The organism is Desulfatiglans anilini DSM 4660, from assembly GCF_000422285.1.
Taxonomy (GTDB): Bacteria; Desulfobacterota; DSM-4660; order Desulfatiglandales; family Desulfatiglandaceae; genus Desulfatiglans; species Desulfatiglans anilini.
This window is the reverse complement of sequence record NZ_AULM01000004.1, coordinates 125,767-144,670: the sequence shown is the minus strand read 5'-3', so window position 1 is coordinate 144,670 and position 18,904 is coordinate 125,767. Positions and strand designations below refer to the sequence as shown.

4 protein-coding genes are annotated in these 18,904 nt (G+C 63.6%); 3 read left to right on the top strand and 1 reads right to left on the bottom strand.

Features of this window, described 5'->3' with window-relative positions:
• The first annotated feature begins 19 nt into the window (after positions 1 to 19).
• From H567_RS0106210 to H567_RS0106195, 3 genes are all read left to right on the top strand, one after another.
• Positions 20 to 799, top strand: coding sequence for an electron transfer flavoprotein subunit beta/FixA family protein (locus H567_RS0106210; RefSeq protein WP_028320745.1), 780 nt, complete (start codon positions 20 to 22; stop codon positions 797 to 799).
• A complete protein-coding gene (locus H567_RS0106205; RefSeq protein WP_084516935.1) occupies positions 796 to 2,460 on the top strand; it encodes an FAD-binding protein in 1,665 nt (554 codons plus the stop codon). Before H567_RS0106210 ends, H567_RS0106205 begins: the two co-directional genes overlap by 4 nt.
• A 1,247-nt stretch (positions 2,461 to 3,707) precedes the next feature.
• Positions 3,708 to 17,531 carry an isopeptide-forming domain-containing fimbrial protein gene (locus H567_RS0106195; RefSeq protein ID WP_153306071.1) on the top strand — a complete coding sequence of 4,608 codons (13,824 nt, stop codon included), beginning with the start codon at positions 3,708 to 3,710 and terminating at the stop codon, positions 17,529 to 17,531.
• A gap of 210 nt (positions 17,532 to 17,741) precedes the next feature.
• On the opposite strand, the gene H567_RS0106190 is transcribed toward H567_RS0106195, so the two are convergent.
• A complete protein-coding gene (locus H567_RS0106190; protein ID WP_028320742.1) occupies positions 17,742 to 18,902 on the bottom strand; it encodes an ABC transporter permease in 1,161 nt (386 codons plus the stop codon).
• Positions 18,903 to 18,904: the final 2 nt, after the last annotated feature.

The following is an 18,904-nucleotide window of genomic DNA, read 5'->3' as shown; positions in this document are numbered from 1 at the left end:
CCGGCTGAGGATGGAATGAATGGAACGTCATATCGTGGTATGCATCAAGGCGGTGATGATGAAGGCCCCGTCAGGCAGGGCGGTCCGGTCTTCGGACACGTGTGTGCTGAATCCCTTCGACCGGGCGGCGATGGAGGCGGCCCTGCGTTTGAAGGCCGAGGCCGGGGGGCGTCTGACGGCCTTGTCCATGGGGCCCGAGAGCAGCGCTTTTGTGCTTTTCGAGGCCCTCGCCCAAGGGTTTGACAAGGGGATTCTGCTGACGGATCCCGGCTTTGCGGGTTCGGACACCCTCGCCACCGCGCGGGTGCTGGCCGCCGCACTGAAGAAGGCGGCCCCCGTCGATGGGATCCTTTTCGGCCTGCGCAGCGCGGACAGCGACACCGGGCAGGTCCCCGCACAGGTTGCCGTCATGCTGGGGCTGCCTTTCGTTTCCGGGGTGCGGCGCTTCGACCGTGAATCGGATGGGTGCAAGGTGGAGCGTTGTTGCGACGGTTTCCGCGAGTCCTACCGGCTCGCTTTTCCGGGCGTTTTCTCCGTCCACCCGAAATGTGCCGAACCGCGCGATGCGGGTTTGGCCGGGATCGAGTCGGCCTTCGGGCAAGGGGCCATCGAACGATGGTCGCTCGCAGATCTCGGTCTGCCCGCCGGCGCGGTGGGCGAAGCCGGCTCCCCCACGCAGCTTCAGGGGGTTTCGCCGGCCGTCGGCGGCCGGCGCCGGTGTGAATTTTTGGAAGGCGATCTCAAGGAGCAGGCTCAGACGATCGCGAAGCGGCTCGCAGCGAGGGGGCTGATCGGATGAACCAACCGGAAAAGACGCTCCAAGAAGGGGCTGGGGCGAGAGACTTGCAGCATGCGGCTGAAAACGCCGTCTGGGTCTTCGGCGACCGCCGGACCGAGGCCCTTTACGGATTGAGCCTGCGGGCCTTGAACGCCGCGCGCGGGGCGGCTTCCTCCCTTGGCGGTCGAACGGTCATGGTGCTGACGGCCCTCGAGCGGCTGGACGAGTCGACCCCCCCTGCAGTCGAGGCTGTCCCGGTGGAGGAGGCGGCGGAGGCCGCCGCGGCCGGCGGGGCGGATGATGTCCATCTCTATCGCATCCCATGGTCGGGCGGTGCGCCCGCGGGCGCTCTCGCACAGGCGCTGGCCGACCGGATCGCTGTGCTCGGACCCCGCCTGGTGGTCTTTCCCCTGACGGAACTTGGCCGCGAGACGGCGGCCCGCGTCTCGGCGCTGACGGGGTCGGGCCTGATCGCCGACTGCATCCGCCTCGAGGTCGAGGGGGGCCGCGTCAAGGCACGATGTCCGGCCTGGGGAGGAACGGTTACGGCCAAGATCGTGTTCGCCGATGACGCCGTGACCGGCCTGGTTACCGTGGACCCGTATGCCTGGATGCCTGGCGGGGAGCGCGGGGCACCCGGGCTTCTGGAATCTTTTGCATGGGAAGGGATCCAGGAGCAGGGCGGGTGCACGCTCCTCGAGGTTGCGGCCGAAGCAGAGCGCGGTCAGTCGCTCGAGGAGGCGGAGGTCGTGGTCGTCGGCGGGGCCGGCCTCGGGAATATGGAAGGATTCGGACTCGTTCGGGATCTGGCCGCTGCGCTCGGCGGGGAGGTCGGTGCGACCCGGCCGCCGGTGTTCTCCCGCTGGGTTGAGGAGGAGCGGCTGATCGGGCAGACCGGAAAGCGGGTCCACCCGAGGCTGCTCTTTTCCATCGGCACCTCCGGCGCCGTGCAGTACACGGCCGGGATCGGCGAGGCCGGGACCATTGTGGCCGTCAACCGGGACGCGGAAGCGCCCATCTTCCAGGTGGCCGATATCGGCGTGGTCGCAGATGCACGGATATTTCTGCCCCATCTGACCGAGGCCGTGCAGCAGTTGACTCTGCGGCGCATGGCGGATGCCTTGACCGAAGCGGCGGGCGGCGGACAGGGGGATGGTTTCGGAGCGCGTTTTGCCCGCCTTCGTGCGCAGTACGGCTGGTCCCTGGAGGCCCTGGCCGAGGCGACGGACGAATCCCCGGAATTCATCCGCCAGGTGGAGGAGGGCCTCCTGACGCCCCCCGTCGGTTTTCTGCTCCGTTTCGCAAACGCCTTGAAGATCGACCCCGGCCTGTTCCTGCGCCAGGAGCAGAAGACGCTCCTCCGGGATCTGCGCGCGCAGGCGTTTGTCAAGCGGACCCGGAACTACTCCTACCAGACCCTCAGCCCGGGGGCCGAGAACGACCACCTGCGCGCCTTCCTCATCACCATCGAATCCCGCCAGACCCACAAGCCGGTGGCCTACAAGCACGAAGGCGAAGAGTTCATCTTCGTCATGGAAGGGGAGCTCATGCTCACCCTGGGCAACCGCGCCCACCACCTCAAACCAGGGGATTCCCGCCACTTCAACTCCGACATCCCGCACAAGCTGAAGAGCGTCTCGAACGAACCGACCCGCTGCCTGGTCGTTTTATACACACCCTAGGTGGTTTCCATCCGGAAATGGTCTTTTTGGCCCATCTCGGTGTCAACCTGCACGTTTGCTTGTGCGGCGACCTGCAGGTCGCCTCCGTGCAAACACTTGATTTCCTTGATATGGGGAAAAACCCCACATTTCCGGATTGGAAATTGGGTTGTACCGGAAAATCATTTCCGGATGGACACTCTAGGTGGGTTTGCGGCCGGATCTGCCGGGCTGATTTGCGGTTCACCCATAAACATGGAATGCGCTATTTTCCGTGTAACATAGGCGAAAAAAATCAACCTCTAATGAAATTCCCACGCCGTAGGCCGACAATCCGTCCTATCAAGGTCCGTCCCGGAACCATTTGAATCCCTTTTGAAAGGTAACGGCAGTTTAAAGTTTTCACTGCGGTGCTGTAAACCCGTTCAGCCGCTCCGTTGCGTCCTGAAAGGACGCCTCTGGGATCCCCTTGGCCTCGGATCTGCCCATCTCATTTCTTTGATTGTCCTGGAACTCCTATTTGGCTGGTGTGCATTGGCGATGCCCCATCGAAGAGGAAAGGTTCCAGCCTGATGATTCAAGGTAAACCAGGGCTTGGCACATCGGAGCATCGTATTACAACAGTTTTATTGCACATTGTTCTCAATTAGAGTATAAGGTTGCTCGGATTTTTCTTGAAAGTTTCCTTCGCGTTAGTTTGCAAGCACGAATAAACTCCATTTTCAGGGTATCGCTGCGGGTTGCCCGGAAGCGCCGGGTTGTACCCCATCCGAACCGGTTGAGCGGTGAGCACCCCCGTGGTCGGTTCGGGATCCAAATAGCTTTTAGTGGGAACTTTGGCACATCGAACAAATGGTTCCCCCAAGAGCAGAGCCATACCGCATGCCTGCTCGATGAGGTTCTGAAAGTTTTGTTTTCTCTGACTTGCCGGTAAGGCAAAGGCCCTTTATCTCAGGGTTTTGTAAACCGCATTTTGTCCTTCGGTCAAATGGGTGACGTTGCTTTTTCGGATAGGTTTTTGAGCTTTTCCAAAGCTTTCATCTTTGAGGCGTTATCCTGGATTCTTGATCTGCGGATGGATTGCTTTTGGTTTTAAGGCTCCGGCGGCGGGGCGTCTTTGCCTTTCCGTCGTTTTGCTGATCGTCCAGGATTTCCTGCAGTCTCCCGATGGATTGGCTTTTCGCGTTCCAGTGGTTTCATGGGGACGGAAGGTCGCCGCCGGGGGAAGGTCTGAAGCGATTCGGTTTTTTCTCTTTCAGGAGGCAGAAATGTGCAAGGCCGTGACGTCGAAGTGGGCACTGATCGTGTTTTGTTTTCTAGCCGCGCTTCTCGTGCCGTCTTCGGCCGTAGCGGCCCTTCAGGTTTCCTTCACGCAGCAAAGCACGGATCTGACCATCGGCCAGGAAGGAACCTGGCAAGTGGCAGTCACCAGCGACGAGGCGTCGCCTGTGACAGGCGTCTCACTCATCCTCGAGATCCCGGATGATTTCAAGGTGACCGATGACGGCGGGGCTGTGGAGTCCTTCTCGCCCCACAAACTGAGTCTGGACGACATCACCGTGCCCGCCGCCGGGGGCTCTTTTGCGCTCACCTTCAAGGCGCGGCCCGTGTGCGGCGCGGGCACCGGGCAGCAGATATTCGCCCGGGTGGAGCCGGGCGGCGCCGAGGCCGACTCGACCCCTGTCTTCGTTGGCAGCCCCTTTCTGGCCGTGACCTTGGAGAATGCGGTGACGGACGCCAACGTGGGAGACCTGGTTTCCTGGACCCTGACGGTTGAAAACGCGGGCAACGGGGATCTGGTGACAGGTGCCGACATCACCTTCACCCTGGGCGGGGCCTTTACGTTTTACAGCATCTCCAGTCCGAGCGGGCACGACCTGCCAGATGACCCGCTCACGGCGGGAACGCCGGTTACGTGGGACACCGGCCCGATCGGTTTCGAGGCGCCGGAAAACCGGGCCGTTTACACGATCATGGCCTATGTGACCGGGTGCGACCGCGACAGCCTGATCAACGAGGTATCGGTAGTCTGGGGGGACGGCGAGACCCTGTGCATTGCGACGCCGCTCGCGGCCACCGCCTCGGTGGCTTTGGAGATCAGGGAACCTGTGGTCGACATCACGGTGACTCCGCCGGGTGCCATCGATTACTGCGCGGGGTCGCAGGCCGCTGTGACGATTCAAAACAGCGGGGAGGGGCCGGCTGAAAATTTCACCCTGGAGATGCGGAACTGGCCCGCGGATTGGGTGGTCAGCGGGATCAGCAACGCGGAGGTGAGCTTCGACCCCAGCACCGCCACGTTTTCGATGCCGGACGTTGCGGCCGGCGGGAGCTTGAACTTCACCTTCCAGGTCACCGCCGGCGCCCTCGGCCCCCCGGGCGACTGTTCGCCGACGCCGAGTGCGGCGATCCTCTATCTGCCCCAATATACCAACGAGTGCGGCCCCGTCTTCGGAACCATTTACAGTCCGCCGGTCCAAGGCCCCGGTCTCTGGGAACTCGAACCGGCGCCCAAGCCCACTTTCACCATCGAGAAATCGGGTCCCGCGACGGCCGAGGTGGGGGATACGGACCTGACCTACACGATCCGCGTCACCTACACGGGGCCGGAGGGCGTGCTGCCTCATGAGGTCACGATTACGGACGATTACCCCGACGTCGGTGACCACCCCTACGGTTTCAGCCTGGTCGATGCGGGGGGCGGGGATCATGACGGCGACGCCGTCCAATGGACCCACACGTTCAAGGCCAACGGGGAAAGCGTCGAATACACCGTCGTGCTGGATGCCCCGCCCGGTACGGAGCCGTGCGCGGCCTTCCGGTCGTATGCGAACACGGTGACGGTGAGTTCGGTCCCGGACGACTGCCGCGGCTGCCCGGGCGTCAACGAGCCCGCAACCTTCAGCACCTTCCTGACCGACACGGCGGGTGACGTGACCCAGAGCTCCTCCGTTCAAAGGCTTTCCGACAATGACGTCTGTTCGGACATCACCTTCCGGGCGTGTTACGTCTTCGACAGCGGCGCCCCGGCCGCCTGGACCGGCATGAAACTCGATGCGTTCCTGGATGAAGCGCCTTCGAAGGACGCCACGATCCTGGAAATCACGGTCAATGGCGTCGACCGCACCGGCCTTTTCAGCTCCCCCGACTTCCCCCTCTCGCTCGATCCCCTCGATCCCCTGGAGGACACGGGCGTGCCCGCGCCCAATGCAGGCGGCACGGTCGTCTGTGTCCGGTATGCGCATTCGTTTGACAACGAAGAAGGCGACTACACCGCCCACGCCACCCTCGAGGTGCCGGACCCGGACGGGACGGGGTGCGTGGATTCCCCTGTATACGATGTGAGCACCGGTTTTACTGTGGAGGGCGCCCGCCTGACCCTTTCCGTCGGCGGGCCGCCGCTCATCAACGCCTGCGAAATCCGTGAGTACACCATCGATCTGGGAGGGTTCCGCGGCGGCTACGACGCGGAGATTACGCTCGATACCAGGGGGCATTACACCTACATCGAAACGGTGAGCTTTTCCGGCCTCCAGGATCTTTCCGGGAACGCCATCGCGGTCTTCGAGCCGGTAGACAACGGAGACGGGACCCGCACGTGGGAATTGGGCGACATCAAGCCCCAGGGGACGATCACCTTCCGCATGCAGCACGACTGCGAGAGCCCGCTCGATTGGGGCGCTGACGGGCGCTACAACAATCTCTGCGAAAACGGCACCGATCCGCCGGTGCGCGCGATCCCGGTGGCGACCGATCAGCCGATCTTCATGAAAACGGGTGAACCGACGCTCCATCTGGTGCCTGCCAAGATCTTCGCCGCAACACCCTACCCGGTTCAGAACATCTACGTCGTCAACGGCGGTTCGGGGCCCATGGTCAACACGGTCGTGACCCTGGACCTCGACACCGATCTCGTCTATTTCTCGAGCGACGTTCCCCCAGCCACCGGGGCGGTGGGAGACCACACCGTGACCTTCGCGTTCGACGAGATCGCGCCCGGGGCCCAGGAAGTGATCCAGGTGACCATGCGGCTCGTCGGATGCGACAACCTCGACATCGATGCCCGAGTCGCATGGGGTTGCAGGGGAGAGACCTGCAGCGAGAAAGCCCTTTCGAGCGTTGTTGTTCTGACCCAATCCGACCTCGTGATCTTGGAGCACACGGGAGATCCCATCGATTACTGCGGGGACGAAACGGACTTCGCCATCACCGCCCGGAACACCGGGAAGACGGACGTCTACAACGTCCGCCTGGTGGAGTTGCTGCCGCCCGGCGTGGCCTACGTGACGGGCAGCACCTCCGCTGTGCACAGCAACGGCTATGGGACGAGCCCGGCGGAACTCATACCGACCATTACCACGGAGATCGCCAACCCCTCGGACCCCTTCGAGGTCCAGCGCCAGCGGATCATCTGGGATTTCAGCGAGGTCTTGCCGGTCAACGGTGACGGCGACCGGGCCATGAAGCCGGGGAGCGACATTCAGCTCACGTTCAAGGTCAGCATCCCCGGCGGCGACTGCACGAGCGGCGCCCGCTACGCATCGTCCAACAAGCAGGCCGAGGCGACCGGGTGGTACGACCGGCCCTGCGAGGTCCTCCCCGGAGAGCCGCGCAGCGCTTCGGCCCCGAAGATCTATGCCGCGCAGCCGGCCGACCCGCGGGTGACGGTGCTCAAGGAGGGCCGGAACGCTACCAAGGACACGGGATGGACCCGTGACGAAGTCGATGCGGATCCGGGCGATGTCGTGGAGTGGCAGATCACCTTTACGAGCGACGGGGAATACCCGGCGAAAGACGTCCTCATCGCCGATGCGTTGCCTGCCAACGTGACCCTTGTGGGGGGAACGTTCACATCCACTTGCGGGACCTGCTTGTCGGGCGACTTTTTCGGTGCCGGATGCGGGATCGGAGATCTTCCGGTCGGGGAAGACTGCCAGGTGACCTTCAGCACCACGGTCGATGCGGGCGAATGCGGGGACTTGACGGTCAACACCGCCTCGGCGGTCTACGGCTGCTGCGCGGCGCCGGCGCTCGAAACCGTCAGCGACAGCGTGGCGCTCCGCACCCGGCCGGATTTCGCGGGGGGCGAGGTCAGCGCAACCCACGGGGCCTGGACCACCTGCGGGGGGCTCGTCACCATCACGATCACCAACAGCGGGGCGACCGCCATCGTGCAAAGCATCGTCGATACTTTGCCGGCCGGCTATGTGTTCGACCCTTCCGGTGCATGCACAGTCGCGGCCACCGGCACGCCGGGCGGTGCCACCCATGCTTTTTCCCTCAACTGCGCCGGCGTGGCCGGAGGCAGCCCGACGTGGGATTCCTCCAATATCGACCGGATTTACCCCGGGGAGACCATCACCATCCATTACTGGGCCAAGGTGGATCTAAGCGACCCCCGTTACTGCGATACCACAGCGGTCAATGACGGCATCGATCCGGCGGATGTTCCGATTCCCGACCTCGGCAGGCAGGTCGCTTTCGACTATGACGACACCTGCGGCGGGGACTACAGCGCTGCGGACGAGGATGTCATCGATCCGGCACAGCCCGACATCGACATCGTCAAGACCCCGCAGACCCAAACCGTTCCCGACGAGGGCACCGCCTCCTGGACCATCACCCTCACGAACAAGGGGGATGCCCCGGCTTCCGATATCGTTCTGACGGACGTGTTGAGCGGGGGTTTTTCGAACCCGGCGAGCGCGGGGGCCAGCTGGAGCGGAAACATTGGCACATGGGTGATCCCGGGACCCATCGCCGCCAACGGCGGAACCCACACGGTCACCGTGGAAGCCACCGTGGGGGAGGGCTCCCTCCTGAACCGGGCGACGGTCGAGGGGACGTGCGAAGACCAGGGAGGCACGGCCACCTGCACTTACACCCATGACGAAACGAGCGCCTATACGGCGGGGTTCGAGCTCACCAAAACGGTGGACAAGGAAAACGCCAACATCGGCGAGGAACTGACCTACACCATCGAGGCGGTCTTCAAAAACACGGACACCTTCAAAGCGGTGATCTTCACGGACACCCTGCCGCCCAACACGACCTTCGTCTCGGCGGCGCAGGACGGCGGCGACTTCGCCATCGCGCCTACGCAGACGGGCCAGGTCCTGACATGGACGCTGGGCGATTTCGCCGGGCCCAAGACCTTCCGGTACCGGGTGAAGGTTCGCGTGAACAACGTGTCCGCCAACCAGAGTGGAACACTCCTCACGAACCGGATCGATGCCCAGTTCGGCATCGACTTCACGGGAGACGGCACGGCGGATGCGAGCTTCACGGATTCCGCCACCGCGGCCACGACCCTCACCGAACCGAAGCTGACCATTGTCAAGGTGATCAACCCCGATACCAATCTCGTGGGCGGTGAATCCGTGGCTATGACCCTGACGGTTTGGAACACCGGGGACGGGCCGGCTTATGGCGTGACGGTGGCAGACAGTCTGGACCCGGCCGTCTACGACTGCACCACGACCCTCAACACGGACGACGGGGGGTTCACCCCCGGCGGATTCGGCACGTGCGCCCTGAGCTACACGGGCGACCTCCCGGCTGGGCAGTCGCGCTCTTTCACCTTTACCGTGAACCTGAGCCAGAGTGTGGTGACCGGTTCGACCTTTGTGAACACGGCCACCGCCGCCGGCCATTCCCTGCCGGGAACGGACCCCGAGTTCGATGATCCGGCCTACGACCGAGAGCCTTCCGCCTCGGGGAGCGACTCGATCACGACCAGCCCGGCAGGCACGGGGACCAAGGAGATCCTCGGCACTTCGGAGGAATTCACCAACGGTAGCCGTGTCGCCATCGGCGAGGTGGTGGAGTACCGGGTTCGCTTCAGTTTGCCCCCGGGCCTGACCCGGAGTGTGACGCTGGGGGACGAACTTCCGGGCGGCCTCGGTTTCATCGCGGGCAGCGCGATGCTCGACCGTTCGAGCGAATCCCTGTTGTCTGTCATCGACCCGGGCGGCATCAATGCAAACGTTCCGGGGAATCCGGTATCCGTGGACCTGACGGCGGAAACCTGGGGCGTTTCCATCGCGCTCGGTGATGTCCAGAACAACGGCGCCGTGGCGGCCGAGTATCTTCTCACCCTGAAATGCGTGGTCAGAAACATAGCGGGGAATTACACCGATGTGAACCTCATGGATCAGGGGCGGATGAGCTGGGTGACTGCGGCGGGGCAGGCACGGACCAGCAAAGGCGATTCACTGACGGTCATCGTGGCCGAACCGGTGCCCGCCATCGCAAAAGCGGCGGCGCCCGGAAGCGGAGAGGCCGGGTCGATCATCACTTTTACGCTGGATATCTGCAACGATGCCACAGGTCCCGGCGCCACCCCGGCCTTCGACTGGTCCTTCGAGGACTCGCTGCCGGTGGAATACGGCGATCCACAGGTTGTCGATATCGACCCGGGCGCGACCGGCGCCGTGGTTGCGGCCGCCTTCTCCGGCAACACCCTGGCGGGGACGATCGACCGCCTGGATCCGGGGGAGTGCGTCCAGGTGAGCTACCGGGCGACCCTCACCCAGGGTGTGAAGTATGGGCAGGTGATTCCCAACACGGCGCGCTTTGACACCAGCAGTCTGCCCGGTGAGCGCGGGACCGGCGATGCTGCGCCCGGCGGATCCGGCGCGCAAGACGGCGAACGGAACGGTACGGGCGGCGGCGCCAACGATCTTTACGGGCAGGATGGGGCCGAGGTGGCCATTCTGACGCCGGCGATCGCGAAGGAGCGATTGGGGGCCGAGACCCGCTATGCCATCGGCTCCCGGCCGACTTTCAGGATTACGTTGGAAGTCCCTGCCGGAACCACCAACGCATTCAAGGTGCTTGACACGCTTCCCGCCGAATCCGGCGTCCCGCTCACCGCCTTTCTGGCGGGCACCCTTGCCGTGAGCCTCCCGGACGGTGCCGGCGCTTCCAAGGCTCCTCTCACCGAGGCGAACGACCCGGGCTTTTTCCACTACAACGTGAGTTCGAATACGCTGACCTTCGATTTCGGCACCATCACGATCCCCACGGCCGGCGCCATCGTCATTGAATACCAGGTCGAGGTGAAGAACGAACCGGCCAACCAGGACGGCAAACTCCTGACCAACAGCGCGGTCCTCAGCTATGAGGACCCGGCTGATCCCGGCAAGACCGTGTCCTTGGAGCCGGTGTCGGCGCAGGTTCGCGTCGGGGAGCCGAACCTCGAGATCCAGAAGATCGCGACGGCCGGGGCTGCCGGGTCCGATGCCGGGGACACCGTGTCCTGGGAAGTGACCATCGTCAACACAGGAAGCACCACCGCCTACCAGGTGGACTGGAAGGATGTGCTTCCGCGGGATCCGGCGCATCCCGACCGGGGCTTGTATCTCATCAGCAACCTCGAACTCCTCACCGAGGGCGCGGCGGTCTTTCTGAACGGCACCTCCACGCCGGTGACGGCGGCCCACCTCCACGTGGGCACAACCCAGAACACGGACGATACGCTCGATCTGGCGAGCATCTCCTCCGGGGATGCATCCGACACGGTCCAGATGGACCCCGGCGCGCGCATCACGATCCGCTTCGATTCGAGGCTCACGGCGACCGTGACCCCGGGGCAGGTCTTGACCAATGGGGTGAGGGCCTCCTACACGAGTCTGGTGGACGGCGGCCGTGACAACTCATCGGGGCCGGGCGAAGTGGATGACGACGACGACGCGGATCTGAACAACTATGAGGAGTCCGCCTCCAAGTCCATCACCGTCAATGCGGATATCGCCCTCGATAAGACCATCCCGGCAGGCAGGACCGGGTACGCGGTCGGAGAGACGGTCACGTACCGATTGCGGATCGCCATCATCGAGGGGACGATCCCCTCCCTGTCCCTGGTAAACGACACCCTGCCGCCGGGTCTGAGCTACGTGAGCCACCTCGTTTCAGCTCATGCGGGCATCAGCTTCGAGAACGCCGGGGGCAGCCCTTTCGTCGACGGGCAGAGCATCCGCTTCGATTTCGGTGACGTGACCAATGCACCGGACGGGGACGGGGCCAACGACTATTTCGACATCGAGATCACGGCCCGGGTGGACAACATCCTGGAAAACCAGGACGGAAAAGTCCTTTCGAACGGAGAACATGCCGACGGCTCCTATGTCTACCTGGAGTACGGGGAGACTCCCGTGAGGGTGGATTTCGATGACGACCCCGGAACGCCCGACGTGATCGAGGGCGTACCTATTACGGTCATTGAACCGGATCTTTCGGTGACGAAGAACGTCCTGCCCGAGCAGCAGTCGCTCGGCGACCTCGTGGAATTCACCCTGACGGTCGTCCACACGGGGGAAAGCCACGCGGATGCCTTCGACATCGTGGTGACCGACACGCTCCCGGATGGCCTCACGTTTGTGGACACGCCTGTTGCAGGCGGCGATTACACAGTGGATGGGCAGAAACTCGAATTCAGGAAAGCGGCCCTCACACGGGGGGCGCCCGACAACGGCCTGTGGCAGTTCACCTACCGTGCGCGGATCGATAGTGATGCCCCCGTGGGGACAGGCCTCACGAACCTGGCCCTACTTTCCTGGGCGAGCATCCCCGGCGCTACAGGCGGGGCCGATGACGGCCGGAACGGGGCCGATGCCCCCGGCGGCCTGAACGACTACGGCGATGAGGCCCGGGATACGGTGATTCCGACCACGGCGGCCTTCATCGATGCGAAGAAGGTCTGGGCCCTCGAGGCGGACCCCGATGCGAGCCAGAGCGTGACGCCGGGGGACACGGTTCGCTACACGATCACGCTTACGAATACGAACGGCGGCGCGACGAATGTCGTTTTCGAGGATCGGGTGCCGGATTTCACGACCTATGTGGCTGGGAGCCTCGCGAGCAGCAAGGGCACGGTGGAGGACGGTGGATTGCCTCTGCTCGTGGTCCGTGCGGGGGACATGGCGCAGGGGGAGGAGGTGGTCATCCATTTTCTGGTTACGGTCAATGCGGGGGCCTTGCCGGGTACGGTTCTCTGGAACCAGGGTAGCGTCGACAGCGACCAGACGATCCCCGAACCCACCGACTGGGACGGCAACGATCAGAACGGCGATCAGCCGACGGAGATCGTCGTCGGCGGGGCGCCCCTCGAAGCCGGGCTTTACGTGTGGAAATTCGTCGAGTGGGTGAACGACGCCGACGACAGCGGAAGCGTCACGCTCGGAGACACCATGCGGTACTGGGTTGTCTTCGAGAATACGGGAAGCACGGCGTTGAGCGAAGTCACCTTCGCGGATGAGATCCCCTCGGGGCTTCTCTACACGGGCAGCAGCGTGGCTACGAGCGGGCTGCTCCACGTGGCCGGACAGGCCCTCCAGTTGACTGGCATGGCTGTTCCTGTCTCCGGGTTGGAGTATATCTGGTTCGAGGTCGAGGTGGACGCCGTCGGCTCCTTCGAGAACCAGGGGATTGCCGACTCGGCGGAGACCGGACCGGTGCCCTCGGACGGAAACGGCGACCCGACGGATGGAGCCCAACCCACCGTCTTTTCGTCTGTGGACGGGGAAGGCGCACCCCTGCTCGATCTCCAGAAGCGCTGGCGTCTTTTCTCGGACGTTTACCCGGATGGCCTGGTGAACCCGGGGGAATCCATCGTTTACACGGTGACGCTCAGCAACAAGGGCGCTGCCCCGGCAACCGACGTCCGTTTCAGGGATCCGATACCGACTCACACGACCATTGTGCCGGGATCGGTCGTCGCGAGCCAGGGCGTGGTTGTGAGCCAGGCCCCGGTGGAGGTCAACGTCGGGGATGTTTATCCCGGGGATGTCGTTTTGATCAGTTTCCGGGTGACAGTCGATTTAGGTACGGCCGATGGGACTATTCTGCTCAACCAGGGAAGCGTGGCTTCAAATGAACTGGAAGATGTGCCGAGCGACGACAACGGCTATGACGGGGACGGGAAGAACCCGAATCTGACGCCGGTGGCGATTCCCGGGAGCACGGTCGGGCAGCCTTCGGGGCTGTCGAAGACCCTCGAGGCTTCGAGCGAGCCGGACAGCGCCGGCGCCCAGGTGATGATCGGCGAGGTGTTGACCTACCGTGTCACGGTATATGTGCCTTCCGGGACCACGCTGCATGCGGAAGTTTCGGATGCGCTCCCGGACGGTCTTGTCTATGTTGCAGACAGCGGCCGTCTGGCACGGGTTTTTGAAACGGGGCTGAGCGCCTCGGCCGATCCCGGGGGGGTCAACATGGCCCCGAGCGGCGTGTACGTGCCTCTCACGGACGGGGTGGACCTGGCGTACAGCGATGGGAACGTCTCGGTGTTTCTGGGGGATGTGATCAACTCGGACGGCAGCCCGGGGGCCTATATCCTCGAACTCAAGGCCGTTGTGGCGAATGTCGCCGGCAACCAGGCCGGAACGGTCCTGAACGACCAGGGGGGCTTCAGTTACTGGAACGGGTTGAGCCAGACCCAGATGCTGACCCCTGCCGATCTGCCCGTGACCGTAATTGAACCGGGCATCCAGGTGGTCAAGTCCGGGCTGCCGCTGGCGGTCTTTCCTTCCGGGGGCGAGGTCACCTTCACGGTGACGGTGGTCAACCCTGCGGGCCCTTATGCGGCCCCCGGCTACGATGTCCGCATTCGGGACGTCCTGCCTCTGCAGTACGCCGGCCTGGTGGTTGAATCCATCAGCCCTTCAGGGGGTGTCGTGGCGGGCGATGTTTACGACAACAGCACGGCCGACGCCCTCGATGTGTCGGTGGATCGGTTCCCGGTGGGCGGCCAGGTGGTGGTGGTCTACACGGTCACCACAGGGGCGGAGCCTCCTCCCGGCACCCTGATCGACAACACGGCGCAGGTGACCTTTACGAGCGTGCCAGGACCGAACGGGACCGGCGATGCTGCGCCCGGCGTCTCCGGTGAGGAAACGGGAGAGCGCAACGGTTCCGGGGCCGGACCCAATGATTACAGGGCCGAGGACAGCGAGCGGGTGGTGGTAGGGGCGATCAACGCCGTTAAAGCGATTGTCGACCCCAAGACCCGGTATGCCATCGGTGATGTGGTGACCTACGATGTCCTGCTGACCGGCAACTGGGCGGCCGGCTATAACGCGGTGGTGACGGACACCCTGGATGCCGGGCTGAGCTTCATCGCCGGCTCGGCCGGGCTGGTGAGCGCCGACGGGGTCGCGGTCGAACACGACCCGCCGCTGGTTGCCGTGCAGGCGCAAACGGTCACCTTCACCCTCGGTGACATCACCAATGACGATCCGGGGGTTCAGAAGTATGTGCGCTTGAGCTATTCGGCCCGCGTGGAGAACCTTCTGACCAATCAGGACGGGACCCGACTGTCCAACGACGCGCTCTTCCAGGTGGACGACGCGGATGAGGGCGGCGCCACCCACGACATTCCCGTCGACAGCGTCGACATCGTCGTTGGGGAACCCACTCTTACCTTGATCAAAACCATTACCAGCAACTACACGGGGCTGCAGGCCGGAAACGGGGTGGATTTTTCCGTCGTCGTGGGCAACACGGGTTCGACCACCGCCTTCGACGTGGTTCTGAGCGACATCCTCCCGGTTGGGCTCGAAAACGTGGTTTCCTTGCAGGTGACAAACGTGACGGGCGGGGCGGAGACGCCGTTGCTCCATGTCGATTTGGAACCGGACGGCTGGCACACGGATCCCTTCGATGTGCCCGTGGGCGGGTCGGTGACCATCACTTTCAGCGCCGGTTTGACGATCGAAGTGAGCCCCGGTGACGAGATCCAGAACCGTGTGACGGCGGAATTCAGCAGCCTGGATGGGGAGGACACGCATGAGCGGACAGGAGCGGGCGGTTCCGACCAGAACGATCCGGCCGTACTGGACAACTACAACACATCGGCCAACAGCCAGATCATCACGGTGGCCGATCCGGTGGCCCTCGACAAACGCTTTCACCCCGATCCGGCCGGAACGACCTATGCCGTAGGGGAAATTTTCACCTATCGCCTCACGATCGAACTCATTCAAGGGACCATCGAGGACCTGGTCGTGACCGACACCCTTCCCGCCGGGGTGACTTTTCTGCCCCCTGCGGTGGTCGGGAAGGGCAATGCAGGCATGGGTTACGATTACACGGACCCTCCGGGCCCCGATCAGGACGGACAGGAACTCACCTTTGATTTCGGGAGGGTGACCAACCCGGGTGATGGTGACCTATCGAACGATTTCATCACCATCGACCTGCCGGTCCGTGTCGACAATATCCTTGCGAACCAGAACGGGACGGCCCTTTTGAACAATGCGGAGCTCAGCTTTTCGGGGCCGCAGGGAACAGTGGTGCGCTTTTTCGATGCCGACGCCGAAGAACCCGGCATCCAGCCTCTGAAAGCCGAGGTGGTCGAACCGGATCTGGTCGTCGAGAAGACCATGGACCCGACGGAGCAGTCGCGCGGCAACAAGGCGACGGTCTCGCTCAGGATTTTCCACACCCCTGACAGCCGGACGACGGCTTACGACCTGGTCGTAACCGACACCCTCCCGGCTGGATTGAGCTACGTGGATGCCACGGGCAGCCCCCTGACGCCGGAGGTGGACGGACAGGTTCTCACCTTTCGCATCTCGGCGCTGACCCTTGCCGACCACGACCTTACGATCACCTACCAGGTCCTGATCGCGCCGGACGTGGCGCCGGAGGTGCCTCTTGTCAATGAGGCGGCCCTGACCTGGTCCAGCATGCCGGGGGCCACCGGCGAGGAGGACAGCGGGCGCACCGGCGGCGGCGGTTTGAACGACTACGACGACCAGGATCAGGCGGATCTGACACCCAAGGCGCCCGATCTCTCCATCGTCAAGAGCGATGATGGCGCCACGGTGTCGCCGGGTCAGGTGATCGCCTATGAGCTTACGGTATCCAACAACGGCACCTGGCCAGCTAGCGGGGTCATGATCACGGAGTCGGTGCCGGCAAATACCACCTTTGACGCGCTGTCGAGTTCCCCTGGGTGGAGCTGCGCAGACGGCAGCCCCGCGGGCGCAGCATACACCCTGATGGTCGGATCCCTTGGGGTCGGGGACCAGGGTGCGGTGGTTTTCGCGGTGAAGGTGGTCGACCCGCTGCCCGCCGGGGTGGAGTCGATTGTGAACGCTGTGGCCATCACAGACGATGGGTCGAACGGGCCGGATCCGAACCCGGGCGACAACGGGTCGACGGATCAGACGCCGGTGGAAGCGGCGCCGGACCTGGCAGTTGTGAAAACCGACGGAGGGGCGACGGGGGTTCCCGGCGGGACGATCGTCTACACGCTGCAGTACGCCAATAACGGCGACCAGGGCGCCACGGGGGTCGTGCTGCGGGAGACGGTTCCGGAGCACACCGTCTTTAGCGCGGGGTCGAGCACGCCGGGCTGGAGCCTGGTTTCCGGTGACGGCGGAGCCGGGAGCGTCTATGAATGGGCGGTGGGCCCGCTCGAGGGCGGCGGCGCGGGCGGCGCGGCGGCGTTTGCCGTGACGGTGGTCAACCCGCTGCCGGCCGGCGTAGAAGGCCTTCTCAACCATGCCGGCATTGCCGATGACGGGGCCAACGGGGAGGATACCAATCTGGATGACAATGCTTCCAGCGATGAAACCCCCGTGACGGCCGCTCCCGACCTGACCATCACCAAAGAGGGTCCGGAACGGATCGGGCCGAACGGGTTGATTGTGTACACCATACGGATCGCAAATGTGGGTGATCAGGATGCGACGGGTGTGAAAATCGTAGAGACGGTGCCGCAGTACACCGTTTTCAGGGCCTCAAAAAGCACGCCCGGTTGGAGTTGTCCTGACGGAAGTCGCGGCGGGACCGAATGCGTCTATTCAGTGGGTGAGCTTGGCGCCGGGGAGACACTCGATCTGGAGTTTGCGGTTCTGGTCGCCAGGGCTGCTCCGAACGGGGAGAAGATCGAAAACAATGCGGTGGTTGCCGATGACGGGGTCAATGGCCCCGATCCGACGTCCGACAACAACACGGGCTCGGCCGTGACGCAGGTCGTTCATCCCGTGCCGGTTCCAGCCCTTGATGGGTTGGGCATGGTGGTGATGTCCATGCTATTGGCCATTCTCGGCGGCTTTGCGCTGAAGCGGCGCCGAAGAGAGTAGGAGGATTTCGGGCGTTCAACGGGGGTTGCAGCATCGCCTGGCGTTGTCAGCCACCGGTGCCGCAGTCCCCGTTTGGTCAAAAGGCGCTGAAGCGCGAGGGGAATGGCCTTTTTGTGGCTTTGTTCCTATGCTGAAAGCCGTGAGGCTCCGGGCAGGACCCTCTGTTTTTGAGGGGGAGCGGGGTGTGTCGGGTGGTCGAAACGTGGTATTTCAACGCAGGGCTTCGACGATGTTTTTCCGGGCGGCCTGGATCGCAGGGAGGATGCCGCCCAGGAAGCCCATGAAGAGGGCGAAGCTGAGCGCCTTCAAGGCGGTGGCCGAGGTCAGCGTGAAGCGGAAGGCCAACTCGGAGAAGGTTTGGAAGTTGGTCGTCGATACGGTGAAGAACTGGAGGAAGCTCGAAAAGAAGAGGCCGCCGAGGCCCCCGAGGAGTCCCAGGAGGAGCGATTCGAGGAGAAAGGCCGTCAGGATCGTGCCGCGCTGGAACCCGAGTGCGCGCAGGGTGCCGATTTCCTGGGTGCGGTTGGCGACGGCGGCGTACATCGTGATCATGGCGCCGACCACGGCGCCGATCGAGAAGATCAGGGTCAGATAGAAGCCGAGAAGGCGCAGGAATTTGCTCATCATCTCCGACTGTTCCCGGTAGAAATCCCTTTCGCGTTTGACGTCGAGGGTAAGCCGGGGATCGTTGAGGATACGCTCCGAGACGGCATCGAAGCCGTTGGCCTGCCGCAGGCGGAAGATGATGGAGGAATAGACGTTGCGCCTGAAGGCCTGCATCAGTTGATCTACATCCCCCCAGATCTCGGAGGAGAATCCCGTATTGCCGGCATCGAAGATGCCGACCACGCGCCACCGCCGCTGGGCGAAGAAAAGACTCTGCCCGAGCCCGGCGTTGTCGAAGCGCTCCGCCACGTTTCGACCCACCATGATCTCGAGCGCGCCGGGGTGGGGCAGCCGTCCGGCCGTGAGGGTGATCTGGTCCCTCAGGTGCAGGGACCGGGTCGTGCCGCCGCGGATCACGACATTTGCAGGGTTTCCGCTTTCGCGCTTCTGCAAGGTGATCAACACGATCAATTCTTTCGCCAGAAGCCGCTCTCCGCTAGGGCCGAGTGCAATGCCCGGGTCGGTTTCGACGATCGCGGCCTTGTCGCGTTCGATGGCGCTCTGGACCTCGGATAAGGCCGAGCGTCGGATGACCACGATGTTGTCCGCTGCGCCCGTGTCGACCAGCGTCTTTTGCAGTCCGTCGGCGAGCATGACGATGGCGGCGAAGACGAAGACGACCAGGGCCATCCCTCCGGTGGTCAGAAAGGTCGTAAGCCTGCGCGTCAGGAGGTTTCTGAAGCTGTAAAAGAAGAGCAGTTTCATGT